Source organism: Aestuariibaculum marinum, assembly GCF_014596975.1.
Taxonomy (GTDB): Bacteria; Bacteroidota; Bacteroidia; order Flavobacteriales; family Flavobacteriaceae; genus Aestuariibaculum; species Aestuariibaculum marinum.
Genome location: NZ_JACVXD010000011.1, coordinates 14,485 through 38,217, shown reverse-complemented (window position 1 = coordinate 38,217; position 23,733 = coordinate 14,485). Strand labels below are relative to the sequence as shown.

Sequence of the window (23,733 nt, the reverse complement as noted above, 5' to 3'; positions counted from 1 at the left end):
TTTTATATCTATATCATTCTAAATAAATCTATTTTTATTCCATATCACTTATTTTTGGCATTTTAGAATACCATGCTGTTACCTTCATAACCATTTCTTCTACTATTTTAGGATGTTGCGAAGCTAAATTGATAGTTTCCGCTGCATCCTCCTTAAGATTATAAAGTTCAGGACGACCTCCATCAAAATCACAAAGCAATTTTAAATCTCCTTCTCGCATAGCAAGATCTGGTAATGACTTACCTCCATGTTTTTTTCTGTCTGGTGGACGTCCCCAAAAAATTGGTTCTTGTCTAGAGGTTTGCGTTTTCCCCAATAAGGTTCCTAAAAGATTCTCGCCATCAGTTAAAGTTCCTTCTGCTTTTTCTATACCACTTAACTTAAGTAATGAGGGTTTTAAATCGATAGCTGAAAGATAATTATCACTATTACGAGTACCTCGTGCTTTTTTTGATATAAAATTAGGTCCCCAAACTATTAATGAAGAACGAATCCCTCCTTCATATAAATGTCCTTTAAAACCACGAAGATCTCCAGATGTTCCAGCTCCTTCTTCGGGGCCATTATCTGAACAAAAGACAATTAATGTATTATCTCGCAACGCTTTATCACTTTTTACATAATTGAATAATTTTCCAAATTGTTTATCCATAGCTTCTAGAACTGCTAAATACAAGGCTCGTTTACCATCTGCTTTTGTTAAATCGTAATCCTCGAAAGGAGGCCAAAACGGACTATGTACATCGTCTGGCCAAATATTTACATAAAATGGCTGATTAGCGTTTCGCTTTTCATCTATAAAATTCATAGCAGCATCAATAAAACCAGTTGTAATTTCTGATCGTTGCATCCAAGTATATGAATCGCCAAGTCGCTCAGCTCCCTCCCATATCCTTCCTACATTTCCTTTAGCATCTTTAGTAAGAGGTAATAATTTAGGCCCCATACCTTCAAAATTGGTTAAAGATTTATCAAAACCATATTGGGTGATTGCTGGTGCTTCATCAACATCACGTTGACCTCCCATATGCCATTTTCCAAAGTGTCCTGTAGCATAACCTGCCGCTTGTAAATCTCTGGCTAGTGTTGGAGCCGCTGGATCTAACCAATTTTTTATTCCGCGTTTGGCATTGTGCTTACGATCTGACAAATACGAAGTAATATTCCAACGTTGAGGATACGTTCCCGTAGTAATTGCTATACGTGAAGGTGAGCATATAGGAGCATTTACATAAAACTGATCAAAACTCATACCTTCTGATGCTAATTGATCAATATTAGGTGTCTTAGCCTCTGTATTTCCAAAACTGGAAAGATCAGCCCAACCCATATCGTCAATAAATATCATTATGATATTAGGCTTTTTGGTTGAATTCACTAACCTACCTTCTGCATTAATTACTTCAGCTTTTTGCTTACAGCCAAAAAAAACTGACGCCATAATTAGTATTCCTAGAAATCGTTGTTTCTGAAAAAATTTAAATAATTGCATTATTGAAAAAATTGTTTTTTTATATATTATATTACTTTTTTGCTTCTGGATACTGCTCTAAAATCTTTACCATATGAGTAACAACTTCTGGACGCTCTTTAGCAATATTTTTAGTTTCCTTATAATCATTCTTGTAGTCGTATAATTCGTAAAGTACCTCTTTATTTTTATTGTTTCTTGGTGTCCAACGAATCATTCTATACTGCTCTGTACGTATGGCCTCTCCTAAATAGCCTCCCATTGGAAACGCATGATAGGCATGGTCTTTAATTATCTTAGAAGCATTTTTTAAAACAGGGCTTAAGTTAGTTCCATCTAAAGGTTGAGGCCCTTTTGGTTTTTTTAGCCCAGCCAAACTAGCAAGTGTAGGATAAACATCTACAGTCTCTGCAAATTGATTGGTAACACTTCCTGGCTTTATTAGCCCAGGAGCTTTAAAAATTAAAGGAATATGATTTGCCTGCTCAAAATTAGTATGCTTAGTCCAAATGGCATGGTCGCCTAAATGCCAACCGTGATCACCCCAAAGTACAATAATGGTGTTTTCATCCATATTCAACCGTTTTAACTCATCCATTACTCTACCTAATTGGGCATCCATATACGAGATACTCGCATAATAACCATGTATCAGCTTTCGTTTTAAATCATTATCGTATACGTCTTGATGTTGTGGTATTGGAAAAAACTGAGCCATTTCATGTCCTCTCTTTTTTGTAAAATCAGGAGAACCTTCGGGCGCTTTTTCATATTCTGGCATAGGCATATCTTTAGCATCATATAAGTCCCAATATTTCTTAGGTACACTAAATGGTAAATGTGGTCGGGCAAACCCTACCGCTATAAAAAATGGTTTATCAGGATTCTCTTTTAGTTTGCGTAAACGTTCTATGGCGTGATTGGCTACACGAGCATCTGCATAAGCATCATCAAGAACATCGGGAGATTCCCAAGCTGCTCCTCGAGGTAATTCGTGATTGGGAGGCATGTTTTTAATATGCATTCTAGTGTTCTCGAAATAAGCTTCCTCTCGAGTAAGTTTTCTTCCTGTACTGTTAGGATCTACATATTCAATAACTTTTTCCTTGAAATGTGGAATACTCCAAGAAGCTTCATCATTTGTGTTGCCATGGCCGATATGAAAAACCTTACCCATAGATTCGGTATGATAACCTGCATTCATAAAATACTGAGGCATAGTAACCGCATTAGGATAAACATCTCTGAATTGTCTTCCAAAATTATAGAATCCTGTACTAGTCGATCGTGATCCTAAAAGTAGATTATAACGAGAAGGGCCACAAACAGCTTGATTGCTGTAGGCATTATTAAAACGTATCCCCTCGGAAGCTAACTTATCGATATTTGGACTTACTACCAAAGTATCTCCATACGCTCCTAAATTAGGTTTTAAATCATCAACAAGTATTAATAGAATATTTGGTGGTTGCGTATTTTTTTGTTGTGCAAATACTTTAAAAATAGAAAAAATGCTTAACACAAAGAATACACTTACTTTATAATTCATAGTTAGATTGTCTTTTATTGATATTTATTTTAAAAGTTCTGGGCTCTCTTGATAGACCTTCCATAATAACTCTCCAAAAAGCGTATTTGCCCAAGCAAACCACGGTCTTGAAAAGTTTTTAGGATCATCTTTATGAAAAGACTCATGCATAAATCCTTTTCCGCCATGAGTTGCTTTTAATAGTTCTATGCACTCTTTTATTTCTGACTTTTTGGTGCTTGTTAATCCTTTCATTGTTATTGCCATTGGCCATATCATATCCATTCCTACATGTGGTCCTCCAATACCTTCTGCGGCTTTTCCTTTAAAGAAAAATGGGTTATCTAAAGACCAAACAAAGTTTCTTGTATTTTGATAAATTGGGTCATTAACATCGATAGCATCTAAGTAAGGTAATGATAATAAACTTGGTACATTTGCATCATCCATAAGCAGATGATTTCCAAAACCATCAATTTCAAAAGCAAAAATATCACCATACTTTGGATGATTTACAATAGCATACTTTTTCAATGCATTATCAACCTCTTCACTTAATAATAATAGCTCTTTAGCTAAAATGGCGTCACCCTTGATCTCTTCTACCATAATTGCTGCCTGCTTTAAACTAACCACAGCAAAAAAGTTGGAGGGAATTAAAAATGAAAACACGGTAGCATCATCACTTGGCCTAAAAGCTGAACATATTAAACCAATTGGATTTACAGGATACCCATAACCATGTAGAGAACGTGTGTCTGACGCTTTATTCGTTGTTCTTTGAAAAGTATATGGATTTGTTCCGTCTTTTTGTTGCTGGTCTTTAAAAACCTTTAAAGTACTTTTAATTGAATTTAACCAGTCTGTATCAAAAGGTGTTGTATCTCCAGTTACTTTCCAATAGTTGTAGGCTAACCTTATTGGGTAACAAAGTGAATCTATCTCATATTTTCTTTCATGCACGCCTGGTAACATTTTGGTATGGTCTGTTGTCCATTCTCCTTTATGATTCGGATCGTTATAAAAAGCATTAGCATATGGATCTTTTAATATATAAGCTACCTGCCTGTTTATTACACCTGCAATTAGATTCTTCAAAGCTTTATCTTTATTAGCAAATTGCATATATGGCCATACTTGTGCAGAGCTATCTCTAAGCCACATAGCATCAATATCTCCCGTTATTACATAAGTATCTGGTTTACCATTAATCTCTGAATATGTAACCGTAGTATCTAAGGTATTTGGAAAACAATTATTAAATAACCAAGCTAATTCTTCATCTTTGACATTTTTACTGAATTCATTTATGGCTTTTTCAATAAACTTACTCTCAAAATTTCTTTTTCCTTTTGGAACTCTAACCTCTGGAAAATTATTTAAAAGTATTCTTTCAGTAGCAAAAACTTCAAATGGATTTAATACAGTAAACCCTCCCACTATTGCTGTATTTTGGATAAATTTTCTTCTATTCATTTTATAATTCTATTTTGTCTTAATTCAAAAACTTTAAATCGAAATACTTTCAAGTTATTTTCTTTCTTCACCTTGAAATGAGTCTAACTTGACAGGAATAATGTATCCTTTCTCATCAAATTTCATTTCATCTATACAAACTACTCTTGAGTTTCGATCTGTTTCGGTTAATGGTCGTCTGTGATACACAATATAATACTCATCCTTCTTAGGATTTTTTATTACCGAATGATGTCCTGCACCTGTGGCCACATTTAAATCTTGTTGAAGAATTTTACCTATTCTTTTAAAAGGTCCTAACGGTGAATCTGAAATTGAATAAGCTACACTGTAATTAGGACCTCCCCAACCTCCTTCAGACCACATAAAATAATACTTTCCTTTTCGTTTAAACATAAAAGGACCTTCTACATAATTTTCTGGAGTAACCTCTTTAAATGTTGTCCCATCTTCAAATGGGATAAAACCTGTAAAATCTTTATTCAACTGTACTACATTACAATGTCCCCAACCTCCATAAAACATATAGTATTTATCACCTTCATTAAATACAAATTGATCTATGGGCTGTGCACCATTATAAAATTTATCAACAAGTGGTTTACCTAGTAAGTCCTTAAAAGGTCCTGAAGGTTTATCTGATTCCGCAACACCAATTCCTCCTAATTCATTATTATTTTGAATATCATTTGCTGCAAAAAACAAATAATATTTTTTATCTTTTGAAATAACCGCTGGAGCCCACATGGCTCGTTTTGCCCATTTTACCTCAACAGTATCAATAATTCTATGATGAAATTTCCAATGTTTTAAATCTTTTGAAGAAAAAGCATCTAAAAACACTTGCTTTTCGTAGGGCGCGGAATACGTAGGGTATATCCAGTATTGTTTTTCAAACACAGCACCTTCAGGATCGGCATACCAACCAGGAAAAACAGGATTGTTTTGGGCTGATAAACCAAAAGATATTATTAAAAAAAACAGGAAGCTAATAATATTTCTTTTCATCTTTTCTAAGTTAATTTTATGGTATTTGGAACAGATTTATTTCTATAGGCATAATAAAATATAAAGCCGTAACTAATTATTACTAATAAAAAGGCTAATCTAAATCCAAATGAATCAGTTATGAAGCCAAAAGCTGGTGGTATAATTGCCCCTCCAACAATCATAGTACATAATACCCCTGATCCTTGAGGCTTATCATTTCCAAGTCCATCAAGAGCTAAACTAAATATGGTTGGAAACATTATCGAATTGAATAAACCAACAGCTACAAGCGTCCACATAGCTATAAGTCCGCTTGAAAACGCAGAAATAATTATCATTGATATGGCCCCTATAGCGAAAAATATAAGTACTCTTGCCGGATTAATCAGTTTTGTTAGATAAGATCCAATAAATCTTCCAACCATAGCTCCCGACCAATAGAAAGTAACAAATACACCAACCACGGCCATATCACTAGAATTGGCAACTCCTGAGGTTAACACCCATTCGGCTATGGTTCTCATAAAATTCGTGTTACGTACTGTCTCTGCAAGATTTAAACTTAAAAAATAATTAACCATATAACTTCCAAGAGCTACTTCTGCTCCTACATAGAAAAATAACCCCAAAGCACCTAAAACAAGATTTTTATTTTTTAAAACGCCTTTATAATCATTAGATACCGATGTATCTCCAACTTTTGGAAGCTTAACAAAAACAAATATTACAGCAATAATCGTGATGAATGCCGCAATACTTAAAAAAGGTAATTGAACAGCAGCTGCTTCATTTAAATAATAGCTATCCCGAGCTGCATTGTCCAAAGCTTCGATTTCTTCAGTTTTCATGACTTTATCACTAAGTATAAAAAGGGCGCCAATTGCCGGAGCTATAGCAGTTCCTAGAGAATTAAAAGCCTGAGATAAATTCAGCCTACTAGATGCTGTTTCTTCTGGACCTAGTACTGTCACATAAGGATTGGCTGCGACTTGCAATACTGTCATTCCTGCAGCAAGCATAAAATAAGCTAGCATGAAAATTCCAAAAACTCTCATAGAAGCTGCCGGATAAAAAAGTAAACACCCCGTAGACATAATTGTAAGCCCTAGAATTATACCCCTTTTATACCCTATTTTAGATAATATGTAACCCGCCGGTATGGAAATTAAAAAATAAGCTCCAAAAAATGCAAACTGCACCATGCCTGCTTGAAAATAGCTTAAAGTAAACACTTCCCTTAATCGAGGTATTAATGAGTCTACAAGAACAGTTATAAATCCCCAAAGGAAAAATAATACTGTTAAAAATATAAAAGCCGTTCGATAGTTTTTTTTCTGGTTCATTCTTAAAATTATTCGTTACTTAATGAATAAGGAAGGTCGGCTTTTTTTGTTCCTCTTTTTTTGTTTGGTTTTGAATTCATTTCAAAATTCAAGGTTGCCCCCTTTAAAAGTTCCGAATGACTTAACCAGTTTTTCGTGTGTTTTTTACCATTCATTTCCATAGATTGAATGTATCGGTTTTCATCACTATTTTCTTCTGCATTTATGGTAATCGTATTTCCATTTTCTAAATGCACTGTAGCTTTTCTAAATAACGGTGCCCCCATAGCATATTGGTCACTTGCCGGAGTAACAGGATAAAAACCTAATGCGGAGAACACATACCACGCAGACGTCTGACCATTATCTTCATCGCCACAATACCCATCGGGAGTAAATGAATACATACGATTCATAGTTTCTCTAACCCAATACTGTGTTTTCCATGGCTGACCTCCATGATTATACAAATAAATCATATGTTGAATTGGCTGATTTCCATGTGCATATTGTCCCATATTTACAATTTGCATTTCGCGTATTTCATGGATAACTCCCCCGTAATACGAATCATCAAAAACAGGAGGTAAAGAAAACACTTTATCTAATTGAGCGGTAAATTCATCACTTCCACCCATTAAATCTACCAAACCTTGTACATCATGAAATACAGACCAACTGTAATGCCAACTATTACCTTCTGTAAATGCATCACCCCATTTAAACGGATTGAAAGGTTTCATGAATTCGCCATTCTTATTTTTACCTCTCATTAATTTAGTCTCAGGATCATACAATTTTTTATAGTTCATGGCTCGGTTTCTGTACTCTTCAATCTCAGCTTTCGGTTTACCCAATTTTTTTGCTAATTGATAAATAGCAAAATCATCGTAAGCATACTCTAAGGTTCGAGCCGCATTTTCATTGATTCCAACATCATATGGTACATATCCTAATTCTTTATAGTATTCAGCCCCCGCTCTTCCTACAGCTCTTAAAGGACCTGCGTTATTTGCTCCATGAATTAATGCTTCGTAAAGATTTTCAATATCATATTTATAGGCATCACCACTTTTTAAATAAGCTTCTGAAACAACAGAAGCTGAATTATTCCCAACCATAATATCTCGTAATCCCGGACTTGCCCACTCTGGTAACCAGCCACTTTCATCGTAAGCGTTAGATAAACCTTCCTGCATTTGAGCCGTTAATTCCGGATACATTAAATTCAAGAATGGAAACAGCGCTCTAAACGTATCCCAAAAACCTGTATCGGTAAACATATACCCATCGCGAACTTCCCCATTATATGGACTGTAGTGAATTACCTTTCCATTTTCATCATATTCATAAAATTTACGAGGAAATAGCAAAGAGCGGTATAAGCAAGAATAGAATGTCCCTATTTGATTGTATGTACCGCCTTCGACCTCTATTCGACCTAACTCTTTGTTCCAAATATTTTTTCCTTTTTCTTTTAGAGCATCAAAGTCATTATTTCCTATCTCGTTTAAGTTTCTTTCGGCCTGCTCAAAACTGATAAATGATGAGGCTACTTTAGCATTTACTTGCTCACCTCTTTTAGTTTTAAATCCTATAACAGCTCCTGCATGATTAGAAGTGATCTCCAAATCTTCTTTTAACTCTCCTTCACTAAAAGCTTTATTAAACGTAAAATCTTTATCAAAAACTACAACAAAATAATTCTTAAAATTGTCAGGAACACCACCACTATTTCTTGTAGTGTAACCAATTATTTTTCTTTCGTTTGGAATTACTTTAATGTAAGAACCTTTATCGAAAGCATCAACAACAACATAAGCTTCTTCTGTTTGAGGGAAAGTAAAACGAAAACGCGCTGCTCTTTCGGTTGGGGTAATTTCGGTTGTAACATCATAATCTGCCAAGTATACTTTATAATAATGTGGCTTTACAGTTTCTGTTTTGTGTGAAAACCAACTTTGGCGATCCTTTTCTTTAAAAACTAATTTACCTGTTACTGGCATAATTGAAAACTGACCATAATCATTCATCCATGGAGATGGCTGATGTGTCTGTTTAAAGCCTCTTATTTTTGTATCATCATAATTATAAGCCCAGCCTTTACCCATTTCACCTGTTTGAGGTGTCCAAAAATTCATACCCCATGGCATGGCAATTGCCGGATAAACATTACCATTAGATAGACTATGATTGGAATCGGTACCCATGAGCGGATTTACCCAATTTAAAGGCTCATTTACCTTTTGTATTAAATTTTCCTGAGCCTGAACAAATTTTATGCTCAACGCTAAAAGAATTATTATTTTTAATGTTCTCATTTTAAATCTGGTTTCTATTTGGGGGATTTCCTATTTTAATTACTTTAAATTTATAAGGTTTAATTAATCATTTGAATAAATAAAAAAAATCCTATTTAGACAGTGAAAAAGGTTTGTCTTCTTCTTTAACCCCTCTACTTTTATTAGGTTGATTAGACATTTTAAAACTTAATTTACCGCCTTGCATTATTTCTCCATACCTGATATAATTTCTAGTAAAATCAATTCCGTTATACTTAGCGCTTTGAATATATACATTATCCATATTATTATTTTCTCCTTCAACCACAAACTTATTACCATTCTCAAGCGTAATGGTTGCTTTTTTAAATATAGGACTACCAATAACATACTGATCCGTACCAGGACATACGCTATACATTCCCAAAGCACTTAACACATACCACGACGATGTTTGCCCTTGATCTTCATCTCCAGGATAACCGTCTTCTGTATAACTATAAAGTTTAGACATGACTTCCCTTAGCCTACTTTGGGCTTTCCAGGGTTGCCCAGAATAATTATATAGATAAATAGCATGTTGTATGGGTTGGTTACCATGTGCATATTGCCCCATATTAGCCATTTCCATTTCGGTCATTTCATGAATTCGCCCACCATAAGTACCAACTACAACTTTATTTGGAACAGAGAATACTGAATCTAATTTTTTATTGAAATTATCTTCTCCTCCCAAAAGGTCTATCAACCCTTTTGGATCTTGAAAAACAGACCATAGATAATGCCATGCGTTACCTTCGGTAAAAGGACCTCCCCATTCAAAAGGGTCAAAATTATCTTTCCATTTTCCTTGTTTATTTCTCCCGTTCATAAAACCAGACGAATGATCAAAGACATTACGATAGTTATACATATGTCTTGAAAAAATATCCTTATAAAACTTATTGTTTGTCATGTCTGCAAGAGCATAGCCGCAAAAATCATCATAAGCATACTCCAATGTCTTTGCAGTAGCCTCTCTTACTTCTGGATAGGGCACATAACCTAACTGAAAGTATTCCTTCCAGCCTTCTCGGCCATTTGCAGGACCCCAAGGCCCCTTATTGGTTGCTTCGTGAAAATATGCTTCCAATGCTTCTTGAGGATCAAAAGTTCTAATACCTTTTGCCCATGCGTCTGTCAGCAAAGAAATAGCATGATTTCCTACCATACTACCGGCTTCGCTAGGGAAAGACCATGAAGGCAACCAACCGCACTGTTCTTTAGCATCTAAAAGAGCCGACACATAACGCCCGTGCATTTCTGGATACAACATAGCATTTAATGGAAATTGCGCTCTAAATGTATCCCAAAATCCAGTATCTGTATACATGTATCCTTTATGAATTTTACCGTCGTACGGACTGTAATAAAATGGTTCTCCATTATCATCTATCTCATAAAACTTTCTTGAAAACAAACTTGCTCTAAAAAAACAAGAATAAAATGTCTTGAACTGATCTTCTGTACCACCTTCAACCAATATTTTTGAAAGGTGATTATTCCATATGTTTTTTGCGTTTGATTTAGTAACTTCAAATGTTTTATGATTCCCAAGCTCATTTTGAAGATTTTTCTCTGCCTGTTCTAGACTAATATAAGAGGATGCTATTTTAGCGTGTATTTTTTGCCCTGATTTGAACTCGATATAAGCTCCAACACCTTTACCTTCTTTTGAAAGTTTATCATCCAAAATCCTGTTATTTTGGTTTTCCCATAAACCTGAAGTTTTAAAAGGCTTATCAAATTCTATAACAAAATAATTTCTGAAATTTTCAAATCTTTTTAAACCATCTCCATTTCTAACATATCCTGTTATTCTATTCCTTTCTATATCAATATTAATTTCACTAGTTCCAATGTATCCGTCTAAAACAATCCAAGCTCTTTTCCCCTTAGGAAATGAAAAACGAATATGCGCTCCTCTTTCGGTTGGAGAGATCTCAGTATTTATTCCATTTTCTAGTTTAACTTGATAATAATATGGTTTAGCTGTTTCATTATCATGTGTAAAACGGGCTCCTCTTTCCTTATTACTCAATATTAACTCTCCTATTTCTGGCATCAGCGAAAACACAGCATAATCTCTAGTCCAGGAACTACATTGATGCGCCTGTTGAAAACCTCTAATCTCATCCTTAAAGTATTGATACTTCCACCCATTACCATTTTCACCTGTTTGTGGAGTCCATGTGTGCATTGCAAAGGGCAATGCTGTTGTTGGATAGGTATTGCCTCGTGTAATTTTAAACTCGGAATTTGTACCTTGTAATGTGTTTACATAATCTGCCAAATCCATAGTTGGTTTTTGTGCAAAAAAATGACTCACACTCAAAATAAATATCAACGTTATAATTTTTATTTTCATTTTTATTTTTTAAAACTCACAAACTAAATAATACTTCCTTTCCTAAACTTTATTTATTCTTACTTAACACAATACATAATTGAGCTCTTTAAGTTTTTATTAAAGCCCTATTGACTTAAATTATAATTAGAACAATTAAAACGAATAGATTCTTTATTAGAAACAGCTATACTTTATAATCATAAGTATATGCTATATCATTATTAAAATCAAAATAGGGCTTATATATAGCGCATGACCCTTTATATAAGACATCACCACTGAAAGTTACTTGTTGGAGACTTTATTCTTAAATTTATAATAATTAAAAACTATTTATCTTTTACCATTTTCCCACTCTTTAGCAAGCAGTTTAATAAAGTACCCACCAACTACACTCCTTGCCTTAAAACCAGTCATTCTTCCTGTGCTGGTAAAATGCCAATCACTCATTGGTACGCGACTTGGTGTTTCAATAGCGAATTTATAAACTGGATTAGCGATCTTTTTAAAAAGTGAATTGTCATCTGCTAAGGTTGCTGTCCACAATATCCAATCAGACTTTGTATAATCTGATCTATTATCTAAAGGTAGACCATACGCATTTTGCTTTGTTTGGTAGTAGTTTAACTCTTTATCAATAACCTCTTCTGGAAACGTATGTAACCCCATAATTTTATCCCAAACCAAATTATATTTTTGACTCCAGGTATTTTTATCATTAAAGGTTAAAGCATAATGATCTCCTGCATCTGCAAGTTGCATCCATTCTCTAGCCATACTTTTAGATAGTTTTGAATATTTTTCTGCAACATCCTTTTTACCCAATTGCTCTGCTAAATATCCATATCCGGCAATCGCGACAATGGCCTTTACCGAAAGATTAGCATTTCTAGCTAAATGCCCCGCAAAATCATCTGTACACAACTGATTTTCAGGATCTAATCCCGACTTCTCCAAATACTTCACCCAAGAGGTTAATGTTTCCCAATGCATTTCAGCATAGTCTGCATTACCTTCAGCCATTGCAATAGCTGCAGTTAAGATTAGCATATTCCCTGCCTCTTCTACAGGCATATCTCCTCCGTAAGTTTGTCCAGTTGCAATAGGATATGTTCCTAAATCATGTGCAGGAAAAGGTTTTTTCCACTTGCCACTTTCTGTGTAGTAAAAAATCCCATTTAGCATACCTTTTAACAAGTCTGGATTGTACACTAAGTACTGTGGAGCCGAAGGATAAGTTACATCTACTGTATTAATAGATCCATTGCTGTTATTTTCTTTTGAAAGGAATAGAATTTCCCCTTGAGGACTTTCAACCAATTTATGTGCCGCTATACCTTGCCTATATCCTATTTCTAATATATTTGCATATTCTTTTCCGCCCGCTTTTAAAGCATCTTGATAAAGTTCTTCGTCAAATGCAATACACTTCTTAATTATTTTTGTATAATTTTTGTATGCTGCTGCCAGTTCCTTTTCAATAGAACTAGAGTTATCTTTATTCCACCATGGACGAAGGTTCGTTCCAAAATAATTAATGGAATATATGTCATCGTATCCCAACATGATGGTTTCTTTTACAGACGAATTAGATACTTTACCTGTATTAATAACCGTATTTAAAAGTAGTTTTTTATTGTTAAGCTCAACTTTTCTATCTGTAGAAAAGGGGTTTAATAAAATTTCATTTGAAACAAACTGCTCTACTGATTTTTTATTTGGAACTGCAACATATAAATATCCCCAATCGATTCTTAAATCATCACCTTTCTTCTTTAGAATAGGCTGCTCTACTGTTCCTGATTTCAAAATACTTAACTTACCTGAATTGTACTTTTCAGAAATAACTTTTTGATCTTGAGTATTAACTGCAATATCTGATGAAGCTCCAAAATACAATTGGGTTTCATGTGCTTTCCCATCATTTGATCTAATCTCTGTATCAATATAAGATACTGGTCTAGACATCAGATCCAAATCATCCATCAATAACGGTGAAGTAAATGTAAGTTTAACATCTACACCTCCGCATTCAAAATCATAAATGGTTTGTGTTGCATTAAACTCTACACTTTTCTGCTTTGCTTTTATGATTTCAATACTCTCCACAGATGGAGCTTCAGTAACCAAGCCAGCATCTAACCATTGTCCTCCAGCTGTGTTTTTAATATGAATGGCTAGTACATTATTTTTTTGTTTTAATTTATTAACAATGTCCTGGCTTATTTGAATGTATTTATAATGATGTTGCCAACCTTCAGTTTCATAAATTTTATCTCCGTTTAAATAAACCACAACATTATCATCATGTCTAAGTTTTAAATACAGGTTCTTTAAATTAGTTTTATTTAAATCGAAAGAGCGTCTGTACCAAAGATTATCACTGGTCCAAATAGTTTTAGCATTCCTTTTATCATTACTAAAAGGAGCAGGTCCCTTCTTCCAAGAGCTACTATTGTAATTCGTTTTTTCCCAACCGAAATTTGGTTTTGTTTCTACATAATCTGCTTGATAAGCCATTTCATCTGAGGCAGCTAAAACAGTTTCATAGTTTTTTGTCTCTGCTCCAAGAAAACGATAATAAGAATCATCCACTTTTATCATTCCCAACAAAGAATGATCTTTGCCTGTCCAATGCTTGGTAGGCTCGTCGTTCAGTGCATCCGTCATAGACCAGATACTAAAATTCGGATCATGAGTTATTAAAGGGTAAGCTGGTGCTTGACGTTTTTGCGCATTCATGAAGAATGCAGCAAATACTAATAATGTAGGTAAAAGTTTTTTTAACATGTAGTTTATATTTTATTGAAAAATTATATTTTGAATTTATAAGGCAGATTCTTGATTTTTAATTTATAGTGTTTTATTATTTCTAATACTAGCACACCATCAAACTGTGAAGGTTATTAATAAAAATGCTGTAATTACCCCTTAATTTTATTGTACTTTTTAAATACAATAAAACACACATAATTAGACCTGGCCATAAGCGAATATTTTAGTAATAGGCTCAGGTCTAATCATTAAAACAAAAATTATCTTTAAAGACTGTTTCTAATCTTTTTTTAATAACCTCAGAATCATTCTTCTTTTTCCTCTAGAGCGATTTTACGAATACGGTGATTCATTTGATCTCCAATGTAAAAAGCGCCTTCCTCCTCATTATAGGCTAGACCAGAAGGTCTGTCAAATCTGGCTTCTTCTCTCAAATCCCCGTTTACATATCCATATGGATCAGGATTGATACTGGAACTTCCTCTTCCTGCAAAGGTTGTTACACTTCCTTCCGGAGTCAATTTTCGAATATCGTGATTAAATTGTTCCGTAAAATAAAAATCATATTCATCAGGTTTACCCGCCTCAACATAATCATTGTTTTTCACAAATACTCCTTGATAAGGATTCCGTAGACGAACTGCAGCACCTACACCATCCTGATAGCCCGCACTTCCCAATTGACCACATACCAAGTAAGGCTGATTAAATCGTTTCTTATCCCAATTATAATCACAACGCAAAATATAATGCTTGTTAATCACAACGATATAAGCATAATTACCTGTAGGATGTATAAAAATTTTAAACTCCCATCCCGGATCTTGAACCACAAACAACTGTTCAAAATCTTTATCACCTAATCCTACTTCAAAATATTTATTCAAATCATATCTGAAGAACTGTCCTTTTTCAAAACTATTAAAATAGTACTCGCCATTTGGATGAACCGAAGCTCCTGCACACCCCTTATACCTTGTTAAAACTTCTCTGTCTTGAAAACCCGCCGCTCGAGTCAATAAAGACGTATTTCTGTCATTTTCACCCGGAAAAGATTCCGCTAGAATAATATCTTGTCCATTGGCAGTGAAATCAATACTCCTAGGACGGCTTAAATCTGAACGCACTTTTGTAACCGTGCTGTCGGCAAAATTAAATAGATAAAGCCCATTATTACCATCAAAAACGGTCCATAAATGCTTTGGATTAAGCGGGTCAAACTTCATAAATGATGGTCTCCAGAATCCACTGGCCATTTCATTCGGGTCATCAGATTTGAATACACCATCTTTCCATGGCTCATCACCTCGATCATTTTTGTACCCAATAACTGTAGATACAACCATCTTGCGTTGATAATTAAAATTTTCTTCTGAATAAGCAACAACCTGACTACCTTCTTCACCTATTTGCACTTCAATATCCCCATCAAATGCCTGAGATGGAACCAAACAGTAAAGTGCTTCTCCATTTACATTAATAACCGTTGCTTCTTTTCCTCCAATAAAAACCTTTACAATATCAGGATTCGTTCCAAAATTTGTTCCATAAATTACAAGTCGTTGTCCTGCACCACCTTCACTAGGAATAAATCCAGAAACCTCAACAGGTTTAGAAGGGTCAAAAGGCTGACTTGTACCATCCGCTCCGTCACTGTCACAGCTATAAAAGCTAATGCCTATAAAAGCTAGTATTAAACAAAGAGCATAAAATCTCTTATTGAATGTTATATTTAAACACATAGTTTTAGTTTTTTAAATTCATAATTTTAGCATTATATTAACCTTCCATATTTACCACTCAATAGCCTGGTCTTCATCTGGAATTTGAGTGTTCAATCGACGCTCTAAAATTAGCGAACCTGAAACTTTATAGTTAATATTCACATCAGGAACCATTGTATAATCTGAAAACTGATAATCAATATTATTAATGGTTAAATATCTTCTTAAGAGATATGGACGAACTTCATCCATCTGCTCATTAATAGTATAACTTGCATCTTTATTTAACTGAAAATTCATGTCTGGATTATCTGCAGATAAGGTTACTGAACCATTCTCTTCAAAATTTGCATAAATTTTATAATTTTTTCTGTCTTGGCGATCTTCATCTATATTACCTGCGTAAAAAAACACGGTATTTTCATCTACCACATAGGCACGAATTTCTGCTTTTACAATAGGGCTTTCATTTTCATATCCTTCCATCACCGTCTTAAGAGCAGTACCACTATACGTACCAGAATAGTCATTAAACGGATTTATACGTAAAAGGGCTTTCTTATAATGCTTTCTAGGGTTCGCTGTATACTTATTAGAAGGATCCTCTTCTATAGTTAAAGGAAGTAACCACTTATCTACCATGTCAATATCTTTTAATGTAAAATCAATAGGCATTAACGAGGTATTATCACCGGCCTTGATTTCTACGGTAGAAGGAATAGAATAATATTTACTATCTAACTCCTTATAATAAAAATCCTCTCGACTTTGAAATTGTTCATAATTAAGTATATCCAATGTATCTGGATCTACAGCTACATGTACTGTATAATTTTTATCATTTGTAGTAGAACCACTTACAATTAAAGGCTGTTGAAATGTTGTTTTCTCATCTCCTTTGTAGCGAATGTAAATATTACTAACTCCTTCTTCTGTTACAGGAGCCTTGAATGATATATAATTTTCAAATTGTTCTTCGGTCCACTCATCATTGCATGAACTACTAATAAAAAGTAGCGTGAGCGAAAGAAACAGTATAAATGATTTATTCATGATGCTATATGTTTTATTAATCGTTATATTTCCAACCTGGATTTTGTGTCAAACGGCTATTTCGTTTAAGTTCGGAAAAGCTAATTGGCCAAAACCACATTTTATCTGCAAAGGTTGTTTCAAGTGCCCATACAGCTATAGGTCGATGAAAAAGATCGCGTTCCCCTTCACTCATAAGAATATTACAACCATATATAGGTAAAGCTTCTTCTTCATCAGCATCCATCCATCGACGTAAGTCATAATAACGTTGTCCTTCTGCTAAAAGTTCTATAAAACGTTCACGTTTTATTCTTTTTCTTAGTTCATTCTTATCACTGTATGCACTAACAGGATAGTCAGGCACACCAGCACGGATGCGTACAGGGTGTATTCCTTTTTGTATCTCGACAATGTCACGTGCTATGTTGTAATTTCCACCATTCCAAGAAGGAATAGTATATGCCCCATCTAATTCATTCAACGCCTCTGCATACATAAGTAATATATCGGCATAGCGAATAGCTGGCTCAGATTTAAATACAATATTACCTATATCTCCTCCCTCAAACGTATCACTAGGATGAACGTATTTTTTCACTCCAAATCCAGTTCGTAACCAATATGCATTAGATGAATTGAATCCATTTCCTGTTGGATCATTACGGTAGTAAAATACTTGTTGATTACGGTTACGTTCCTGCGACTCATTAAGTAAAGACCAGAAACTACCATTAAAAGCTACAGAAGCATAAAATCGAGGTTCTCGATTGGCATATTGCAAGGAAACACCTGGCATCAAAGGCCTGTACAACCCAGCATCATAATCCTCTTGTGTTACGTAACCTCCTACACGAGACGAACCATCACCACGACCAATCTCCATATCTTTACCAGGTATATCCGTACCGTCATTCATAGCATAAGCATCAACCAACTTTTGTGTTAAGCCATGTGTATTCCAACCTGTAGCAGAACGAGGCAGTTGGTGGGCTACCATAGATCTTATACTTTCTCCATCTTGGTTATTTCCTCTGGTAAAAATCAATTCAGGATTTCCTGAAGGAAGCAATGTTCCATCAAAAACCTGAGCATATGATTTGGCAGGATCAATATCGGCCCAACCATCCGGCCAGGCTTTTCCTGAAAAATTATTATCATCCGGAGGTATAATTGTGGCGTCATCTCCAGTTAACTGAACAGGTACTGTATATAAATGATATATACCAAGTTCAATAACGTCTTTTGCCGCCGCCGCCGCTTTTGCCCATTTTTCTTCTTGATAATCTTGAGAAAGCAACATATTTCCTTGATCATCGACTAATTGCGTTGCAAAAGTTGAATTATTACCATTTGCCAAGGGGCTAGCCGCATAAATCAACACTTTTGCACGGGTAGCCAAGGCTGCACCTACACTAGGTCTTGCAGAACCATCCTGACCTCGCACCATGCCTAAAGCCTCCATTTCATGCGCTGCAAGTAACATTTCATTACTAATAAATTCAGCACAATCTTCGTAAGTACTCCGTGGAATTGCCAGATCATTATAACTGTCGGTGTAATCTAATCCTTCATCGGGCAATAATGGAATAGGACCATATTTACGTAACAATAACCAATATAAATAAGCTCTTGCAAATCGGGCCTGCCCTCTGTAATCTTCAATTTCATTTTCAGACATCTCTGTATTCATATAAATGTTATGAATGAAGGTAGAGGCATTGCGAATACCTCGATAACATCTCGTCCAAGTGCCTTGCTTTGCATTTTCAGTATATAACCCCATTTTGAACTTATTATAGGAAAGCTCATCTTTTGATGGGTCATAATCACTATCTCTATCGCCATAATACATGTCGTCTGCAAAGTTATGAGGTGTAACCCCTTTACTGGCAACATCTGCATTGATACCCCTTAGTTCTTCAAATACATTAGCAAGCCATTCTTCTGAATATACTTTGCTTTGAAAAACCTTTTCTTCAGTGAGACGATCTTTAAAATATGAACTAGAATCAAGGTAATCACTACACGACGTGAATGTCCCTAAACTAATCACAAGTAAGACTACTATATATAATATTTTTTTATTCATCATTTTTCAATTTACAGATTAAGACTAATTCCTAAGGTTATAGATTTGGCTGGAGGATAACCTTCCCCTCGAGGTGTTGCCAACTCCGGGTCCCAAAGTTTAAACTTCGACCATGTAATTAAATTAGTTCCAACCACATACAATCTAACAGTGTTAATACCTATTCGGTTAGTCAAACTATTGGGTAATTTATAACCAAAATCTAACGTCTTTAGGCGAAGATACCTACCATCTCTTAACCAGAATGTTGATTCTCTAAAGTTATTACGATTATCCCCAAAACTCAGTCTAGGATAAGAAGCATTAGGGTCTTCTGTAGACGGGTCTCCTGAAATATCAGCAGAAATCCAGCGATTATCGCCCATAACTCCTTTCATAACCTGCCCCCACTCTCCTTCACGAAATGCTTGGACTGTTTTTCCATAAATAGGGAAAGTAGACTTACCTGCTCCTTGAAAATGAACTCCAAGACTAAATCCTTTCCAGGTAGCAGAAGCTCCCATTCCATATATCAGATTAGGACGTCTTGTTGCACCAATGGCCACCCGATCACCATCATTAATAACACCATCTCCATTTACGTCTTTATATTTAATATCTCCTGGTTGGTATTCTCCAAAATTTTGTGTAGGACTGTTTCGAATATCATCGTAATCTTTAAAAAGACCTAAAGCTATTAAGCCTCTGGATTGATTTACACGATAACCTTCTTCATTTTGATAAGCATATACATTATTTTCTTCATCGCGTTCTACAATTTCATTCTTACTATAAGTAATATTACTTCTTGCCGTTACGATAAACTCTCCTAACTGTTTCTGATATAATAGACGACCATCAAGACCACGTGATTTCACAATTCCTACATTAGCTCTGGGCGTACTTTCTAACCCGACCATATCAGGTAAAAAATTCCTTTGCATGTAAATACCTGTACGCTCTTCATTAAACAAATCTAAATTAGCTGTAATACCTTTAAATCTTATGTCAAAACCGAGGTTTTGTTTAGTAGCAACCTCCCAAGTAACGTTAGAAGAGGCTACTTGAGAATATATCATACCATTGTATGATCTATCAGAACCAAAATCAGCCCACTGATAACCACCGCCATTAAGCTCTGAAATCGTGTATAAATATGGGAAACGCTCTCCCCCAGCTAACTGATCGTTTCCTGCTTTACCATATGAATATCTAATTTTAAACAACTTAAGCCAACTCACATTTTCCTTAACGAATTGCTCTGCTGCAATATTCCAAGCACCTGAGATAGCGGGAAAAAAACCGTACTGCTCTCCTGGAGCAAAGTTTTCTGAACCAGTATATCCAAAATTAAAGTTTACAAAATATTTATTTTTCCAGTCATAAAGTATACGTCCAGCTAATGCCTGATTTCGTCTGGAAATACCATTTTTTATATCACTACCCAGAGCAACTGTTTGTACAAATGCATCACGGGTAAAACGCATAGCTCCACCAACATGGTGTTTACCAAAACTGCGGTTATAATTAACCATTAGATCATAAAACTCAAGTCTGTTCCCCGAAGAATTACTAGACTGAGTCAATTCACTTGGGTTAGAAATATGCGTAAACACCAAATCGCCATTGGCATCACGAGCTCGAGCAGCTCGCCATTGTTCTGGCCATTTTCGACGTTGTATATTATTTCTATTTTGAATATCGTAGCCCACTATTCCTCTCATACGAAGTCCTTTGGTTATAAAGTCAAAATTTTGCTCTACGGTAATATTTGTTTGTACTTTATTTACCCAGTTCTCATTAAACCCTGTTTGAGTAGCCATGACCCAAGGATTTGTCTGATTTCCTGTTCCTACTGCAGGCACATAGCCATTAGAATAAAGAACAGGTGTTCGAATAGGAGAATAACCAAATAGCGCGCCCCAAAAATCGGCATCACCAAGTCCTGGACTATTTCTCTTACTAAGAGAACCTGCTACTCCTACTTTAGCCACAGTTGTTGGAGTTATATCAAAATCGGCATTAAGTCGATAATTCCAGCGTTTGTAATTTGCATTGGTATTATAATCATCTTTTAATGATTTATCAACTTCATACATACCACCTTCGTTCACATAACTACCCGAAACAAAATATCTAGAAGTTGGTCCCCCTCCACTCATATTCAAATTAGCGCGATATGTCATGGCCCCATCTCTAAGTAGTAAATCCTTCCAATCTACATTTGGATACAAATCAGGATCCAGACCTAAACGCAAAATCTCCAATTCTTCAGGCTGATAAATTGGAGCTTCATTACGTGTGATACGTGCTTCGTTTAATAAATTAGCATACGTTAAACCATCTACAAAGTCAGGAGTAATGGTTCGCGTATTGTAGATGAATTCATCTTTAAAATTAATTTTTATTTTGCCTGCACTACCTCTTTTAGTGGTAATTAATATAACCCCATTTGCTCCTCTAGAACCATACATAGCGGTTTCTGCCGCATCCTTTAACACTGTAAACGTTTTAATATCCTCTATGTTCAATTCATTTATATCTCGTTCAATATTATCTACAAGTACCAAAGGATTGCTACCTCCCCCAAAAGTAGATATTCCACGAATCCAGAATTCAGAAATGTTCTTTCCAGGCTGACCTGATTGGATCATACCCATAATTCCAGGGACATTTCCAATAAGGGCATTTGATACACTTGAAGTAGGATTTACTTTTATATCTTCCAAATCTACAGTACTAACTGCTCCAGTTAACGATATTTTCTTCTGCTCTCCAAATCCTACCACAACAACTTCATCTAAACTATCTGCCGCCTCAGATAAAACGATTTCTAATTTTGACTTTCCTTTTATAGGAACCTCTTGTGCTGTATACCCCATATAGGAAACAACTAAAACGGCATTTTCATTCGTAACTTTTATAGTGAAATTTCCATCAAAATCAGTTACCGCACCATTTTTAGTACCTTTTTCAAGAATACTTGCTCCGGGTAAAGGAGCATTGTCTAAAGCAGCCAAAACTTGACCTTTAATTTCAATCTGCTGCAGGGGTGTTGTTAGCGTTTCTTCATCACCTAAAATTTCACTCACTGTTAGCTCGCTTTTGAAAGAATTTGAGTTTGTGTATGCCTGAGTGCTAAATAGTGACAATAAAAATAAAAATGGTAAAAGTCTTCTTTTTAGATTTATTCTAAAAAGATATAGATCAAGAGAAGAATCCATGGTTATTGGAATTAAACTCTCCCTGACAATATTTTTTTTCATAATTTAGTTTGTTTAGTTTAGTTAATTTCTAGTTCAATCAGAAAATTAAAAATGGTAAATCTATTTAATTTTTGTGATTTTGGTTTCATCTTATTTCATACACGTTATATTTATAGTTATTGATTCTCTTTATAAACTATTTTAATTAATACTACTCCTTTGGTTTAATACAAATTAATTTGTAATTAACCAGCTAAAATGAAGTACATACTATTTTTGAATTGAAAATTCATAAACAGACACAGTCTGATATTTTTCTTCTGGATTTAAAATTATTGAAGGAAAATTTGGGTGATTAGGAGCATCTGGAAAGTGTTGTGTTTCTAAACAAAAAGCTGTCCTAAAATCATCTTTAACTCCAGATTTGAGAACATTTTTAGATTCCATAAAATTACCACTGTAAAATTGTATCCCTGGCTCTAGAGTATAAACATCCATTTTAATTCCAGATTTATCACCAATAACAGTAGCTGCATGATTCATACCTTTCTTTTGGGTGCCATTAAGTACGTAATTGTGGTCATATCCCACGCCATACTCCAGCTGCTTGTTCTTGTCATCAATACGCTCACCTATAGTATGAGGATTCATGAAATCAAAAGAACTACCCATAACCTCCTTTAATTCTCCTGTTGGAATAAGCCCAGAATCTACTGGAGTAAATGTATTTGAATAAATTTGTAAAGAATGATTTAAAATTGTTCCACTACCTTCTCCATTTAAATTAAAAAAAGCATGGTTTGTTAAATTAACGACTGTTGGTTTATCTGTTGTAGCTTGATATTCCATCTTTACAGCGTTAGAATCTGTTAAAGAATAAGTCACTTTCACTTTCAAATTACCTGGAAAACCTTCCTCCATATCAATAGAGGTGTAATTAAGTTCGAGAGTATAAGCATTTAACTGTTTAGCCTCCCATACCTCATCTTGAAACCCATTATAACCACCATGTAAGGCATTCATTCCATTATTTGTTGGTATAGAATACTCTTTACCTTCCAAACTAAACTTCCCTTTTGCTATTCGATTTCCTACCCTACCAATCGTTGCTCCAAAATAAGGTTCTGTACTTTCTATATAGTCTTTTACACTTTTTAGTCCAATATTTACATCAACCAATTCTCCATTTTTATCAGGAACCCAAAGCCCAACAAATCGCCCTCCATAATTTGTAATAGCTAACTTGACATCATTTTTCTCAAGCCAGTATAACTTTACTTTTTTTCCTTTAACAATTGTATCAAAACCTTTTGAATCTAATAAGTTGATTTTTTTTGTGTCTTCTACTTTTATATTGGCATCAACATTTTTTTTAGTTTCTTCCTTACAGGACGAAAAAACTAAAATTGTTAACAAAATCAACAATACATTAACTTTAATTTTTGTTTTTTTCATTAGTCTAATTTC

The 23,733-nt window shown here is 34.8% G+C and carries 13 protein-coding genes; all 13 read right to left on the bottom strand.

Annotated elements, in window-relative coordinates; translation table 11 throughout:
• Positions 1–34: 34 nt before the first annotated feature.
• The 13 genes from ICJ85_RS14245 to ICJ85_RS14185 all read right to left on the bottom strand — a co-directional run bounded on the left by ICJ85_RS14245 (position 35) and on the right by ICJ85_RS14185 (position 23,721).
• Positions 35–1,441 carry a sulfatase-like hydrolase/transferase gene (locus ICJ85_RS14245; RefSeq protein ID WP_188224472.1) on the bottom strand — a complete coding sequence of 469 codons (1,407 nt, stop codon included), beginning with the start codon at positions 1,439–1,441 and terminating at the stop codon, positions 35–37.
• An 82-nt stretch (positions 1,442–1,523) separates the two neighbouring features.
• On the bottom strand, positions 1,524–3,020 hold the full coding sequence (locus ICJ85_RS14240) for a sulfatase (RefSeq protein WP_188224471.1): 1,497 nt from the start codon (positions 3,018–3,020) through the stop codon (positions 1,524–1,526).
• Between the two features lie 24 nt (positions 3,021–3,044).
• Positions 3,045–4,475 (bottom strand): glycoside hydrolase family 125 protein, encoded by a 1,431-nt coding sequence (locus ICJ85_RS14235; RefSeq protein WP_188224470.1) that lies wholly within the window; start codon positions 4,473–4,475, stop codon positions 3,045–3,047.
• Positions 4,476–4,529: 54 nt separating this feature from the next.
• Positions 4,530–5,483, bottom strand: coding sequence for a glycoside hydrolase family 43 protein (locus ICJ85_RS14230; RefSeq protein WP_188224469.1), 954 nt, complete (start codon positions 5,481–5,483; stop codon positions 4,530–4,532).
• A 5-nt stretch (positions 5,484–5,488) separates the two neighbouring features.
• Entirely contained in the window at positions 5,489–6,808 is a 1,320-nt protein-coding gene (locus tag ICJ85_RS14225) for a sugar MFS transporter (protein WP_188224468.1), read from the bottom strand.
• An 8-nt stretch (positions 6,809–6,816) separates the two neighbouring features.
• The gene (locus tag ICJ85_RS14220; RefSeq protein ID WP_188224467.1) at positions 6,817–9,108 is read right to left on the bottom strand and encodes a GH92 family glycosyl hydrolase; all 2,292 of its coding nucleotides are present in this window, start codon (positions 9,106–9,108) and stop codon (positions 6,817–6,819) included.
• Between the two features lie 91 nt (positions 9,109–9,199).
• Positions 9,200–11,476, bottom strand: coding sequence for a GH92 family glycosyl hydrolase (locus ICJ85_RS14215; RefSeq protein WP_188224466.1), 2,277 nt, complete (start codon positions 11,474–11,476; stop codon positions 9,200–9,202).
• A 315-nt stretch (positions 11,477–11,791) separates the two neighbouring features.
• On the bottom strand, positions 11,792–14,248 hold the full coding sequence (locus ICJ85_RS14210; protein WP_188224465.1) for a glutaminase family protein: 2,457 nt from the start codon (positions 14,246–14,248) through the stop codon (positions 11,792–11,794).
• Positions 14,249–14,538: 290 nt separating this feature from the next.
• Positions 14,539–15,975, bottom strand: a complete 1,437-nt coding sequence (locus tag ICJ85_RS14205; protein WP_188224464.1) for an IPT/TIG domain-containing protein — start codon at positions 15,973–15,975, stop codon at positions 14,539–14,541.
• Between the two features lie 51 nt (positions 15,976–16,026).
• Positions 16,027–17,010, bottom strand: coding sequence for a DUF4973 domain-containing protein (locus ICJ85_RS14200; RefSeq protein ID WP_188224463.1), 984 nt, complete (start codon positions 17,008–17,010; stop codon positions 16,027–16,029).
• 16 nt (positions 17,011–17,026) lie between these two features.
• A complete protein-coding gene (locus ICJ85_RS14195) occupies positions 17,027–19,084 on the bottom strand; it encodes a RagB/SusD family nutrient uptake outer membrane protein (RefSeq protein ID WP_241739555.1) in 2,058 nt (685 codons plus the stop codon).
• An 8-nt stretch (positions 19,085–19,092) separates the two neighbouring features.
• Positions 19,093–22,152 (bottom strand): SusC/RagA family TonB-linked outer membrane protein, encoded by a 3,060-nt coding sequence (locus tag ICJ85_RS14190; protein ID WP_317173091.1) that lies wholly within the window; start codon positions 22,150–22,152, stop codon positions 19,093–19,095.
• A 384-nt stretch (positions 22,153–22,536) separates the two neighbouring features.
• The gene (locus ICJ85_RS14185) at positions 22,537–23,721 is read right to left on the bottom strand and encodes an aldose epimerase family protein (RefSeq protein WP_188224462.1); all 1,185 of its coding nucleotides are present in this window, start codon (positions 23,719–23,721) and stop codon (positions 22,537–22,539) included.
• Between the last annotated feature and the right edge of the window lie 12 nt (positions 23,722–23,733).

Excerpts from the sequence above, each read along its gene's own strand:
- ICJ85_RS14245 (WP_188224472.1), bottom strand. The coding sequence starts at position 1,441 with ATGGCGTCAGTTTTTTTTGGCTGTAAGCAAAAAGCTGAAGTAATTAAT.
- ICJ85_RS14240 (WP_188224471.1), bottom strand. The coding sequence starts at position 3,020 with ATGAATTATAAAGTAAGTGTATTCTTTGTGTTAAGCATTTTTTCTATT.
- ICJ85_RS14235 (WP_188224470.1), bottom strand. The coding sequence starts at position 4,475 with ATGAATAGAAGAAAATTTATCCAAAATACAGCAATAGTGGGAGGGTTT.
- ICJ85_RS14230 (WP_188224469.1), bottom strand. The coding sequence starts at position 5,483 with ATGAAAAGAAATATTATTAGCTTCCTGTTTTTTTTAATAATATCTTTT.
- ICJ85_RS14225 (WP_188224468.1), bottom strand. The coding sequence starts at position 6,808 with ATGAACCAGAAAAAAAACTATCGAACGGCTTTTATATTTTTAACAGTA.
- ICJ85_RS14220 (WP_188224467.1), bottom strand. The coding sequence starts at position 9,108 with ATGAGAACATTAAAAATAATAATTCTTTTAGCGTTGAGCATAAAATTT.
- ICJ85_RS14215 (WP_188224466.1), bottom strand. The coding sequence starts at position 11,476 with ATGAAAATAAAAATTATAACGTTGATATTTATTTTGAGTGTGAGTCAT.
- ICJ85_RS14210 (WP_188224465.1), bottom strand. The coding sequence starts at position 14,248 with ATGTTAAAAAAACTTTTACCTACATTATTAGTATTTGCTGCATTCTTC.
- ICJ85_RS14205 (WP_188224464.1), bottom strand. The coding sequence starts at position 15,975 with ATGTGTTTAAATATAACATTCAATAAGAGATTTTATGCTCTTTGTTTA.
- ICJ85_RS14200 (WP_188224463.1), bottom strand. The coding sequence starts at position 17,010 with ATGAATAAATCATTTATACTGTTTCTTTCGCTCACGCTACTTTTTATT.
- ICJ85_RS14195 (WP_241739555.1), bottom strand. The coding sequence starts at position 19,084 with ATGATGAATAAAAAAATATTATATATAGTAGTCTTACTTGTGATTAGT.
- ICJ85_RS14185 (WP_188224462.1), bottom strand. The coding sequence starts at position 23,721 with ATGAAAAAAACAAAAATTAAAGTTAATGTATTGTTGATTTTGTTAACA.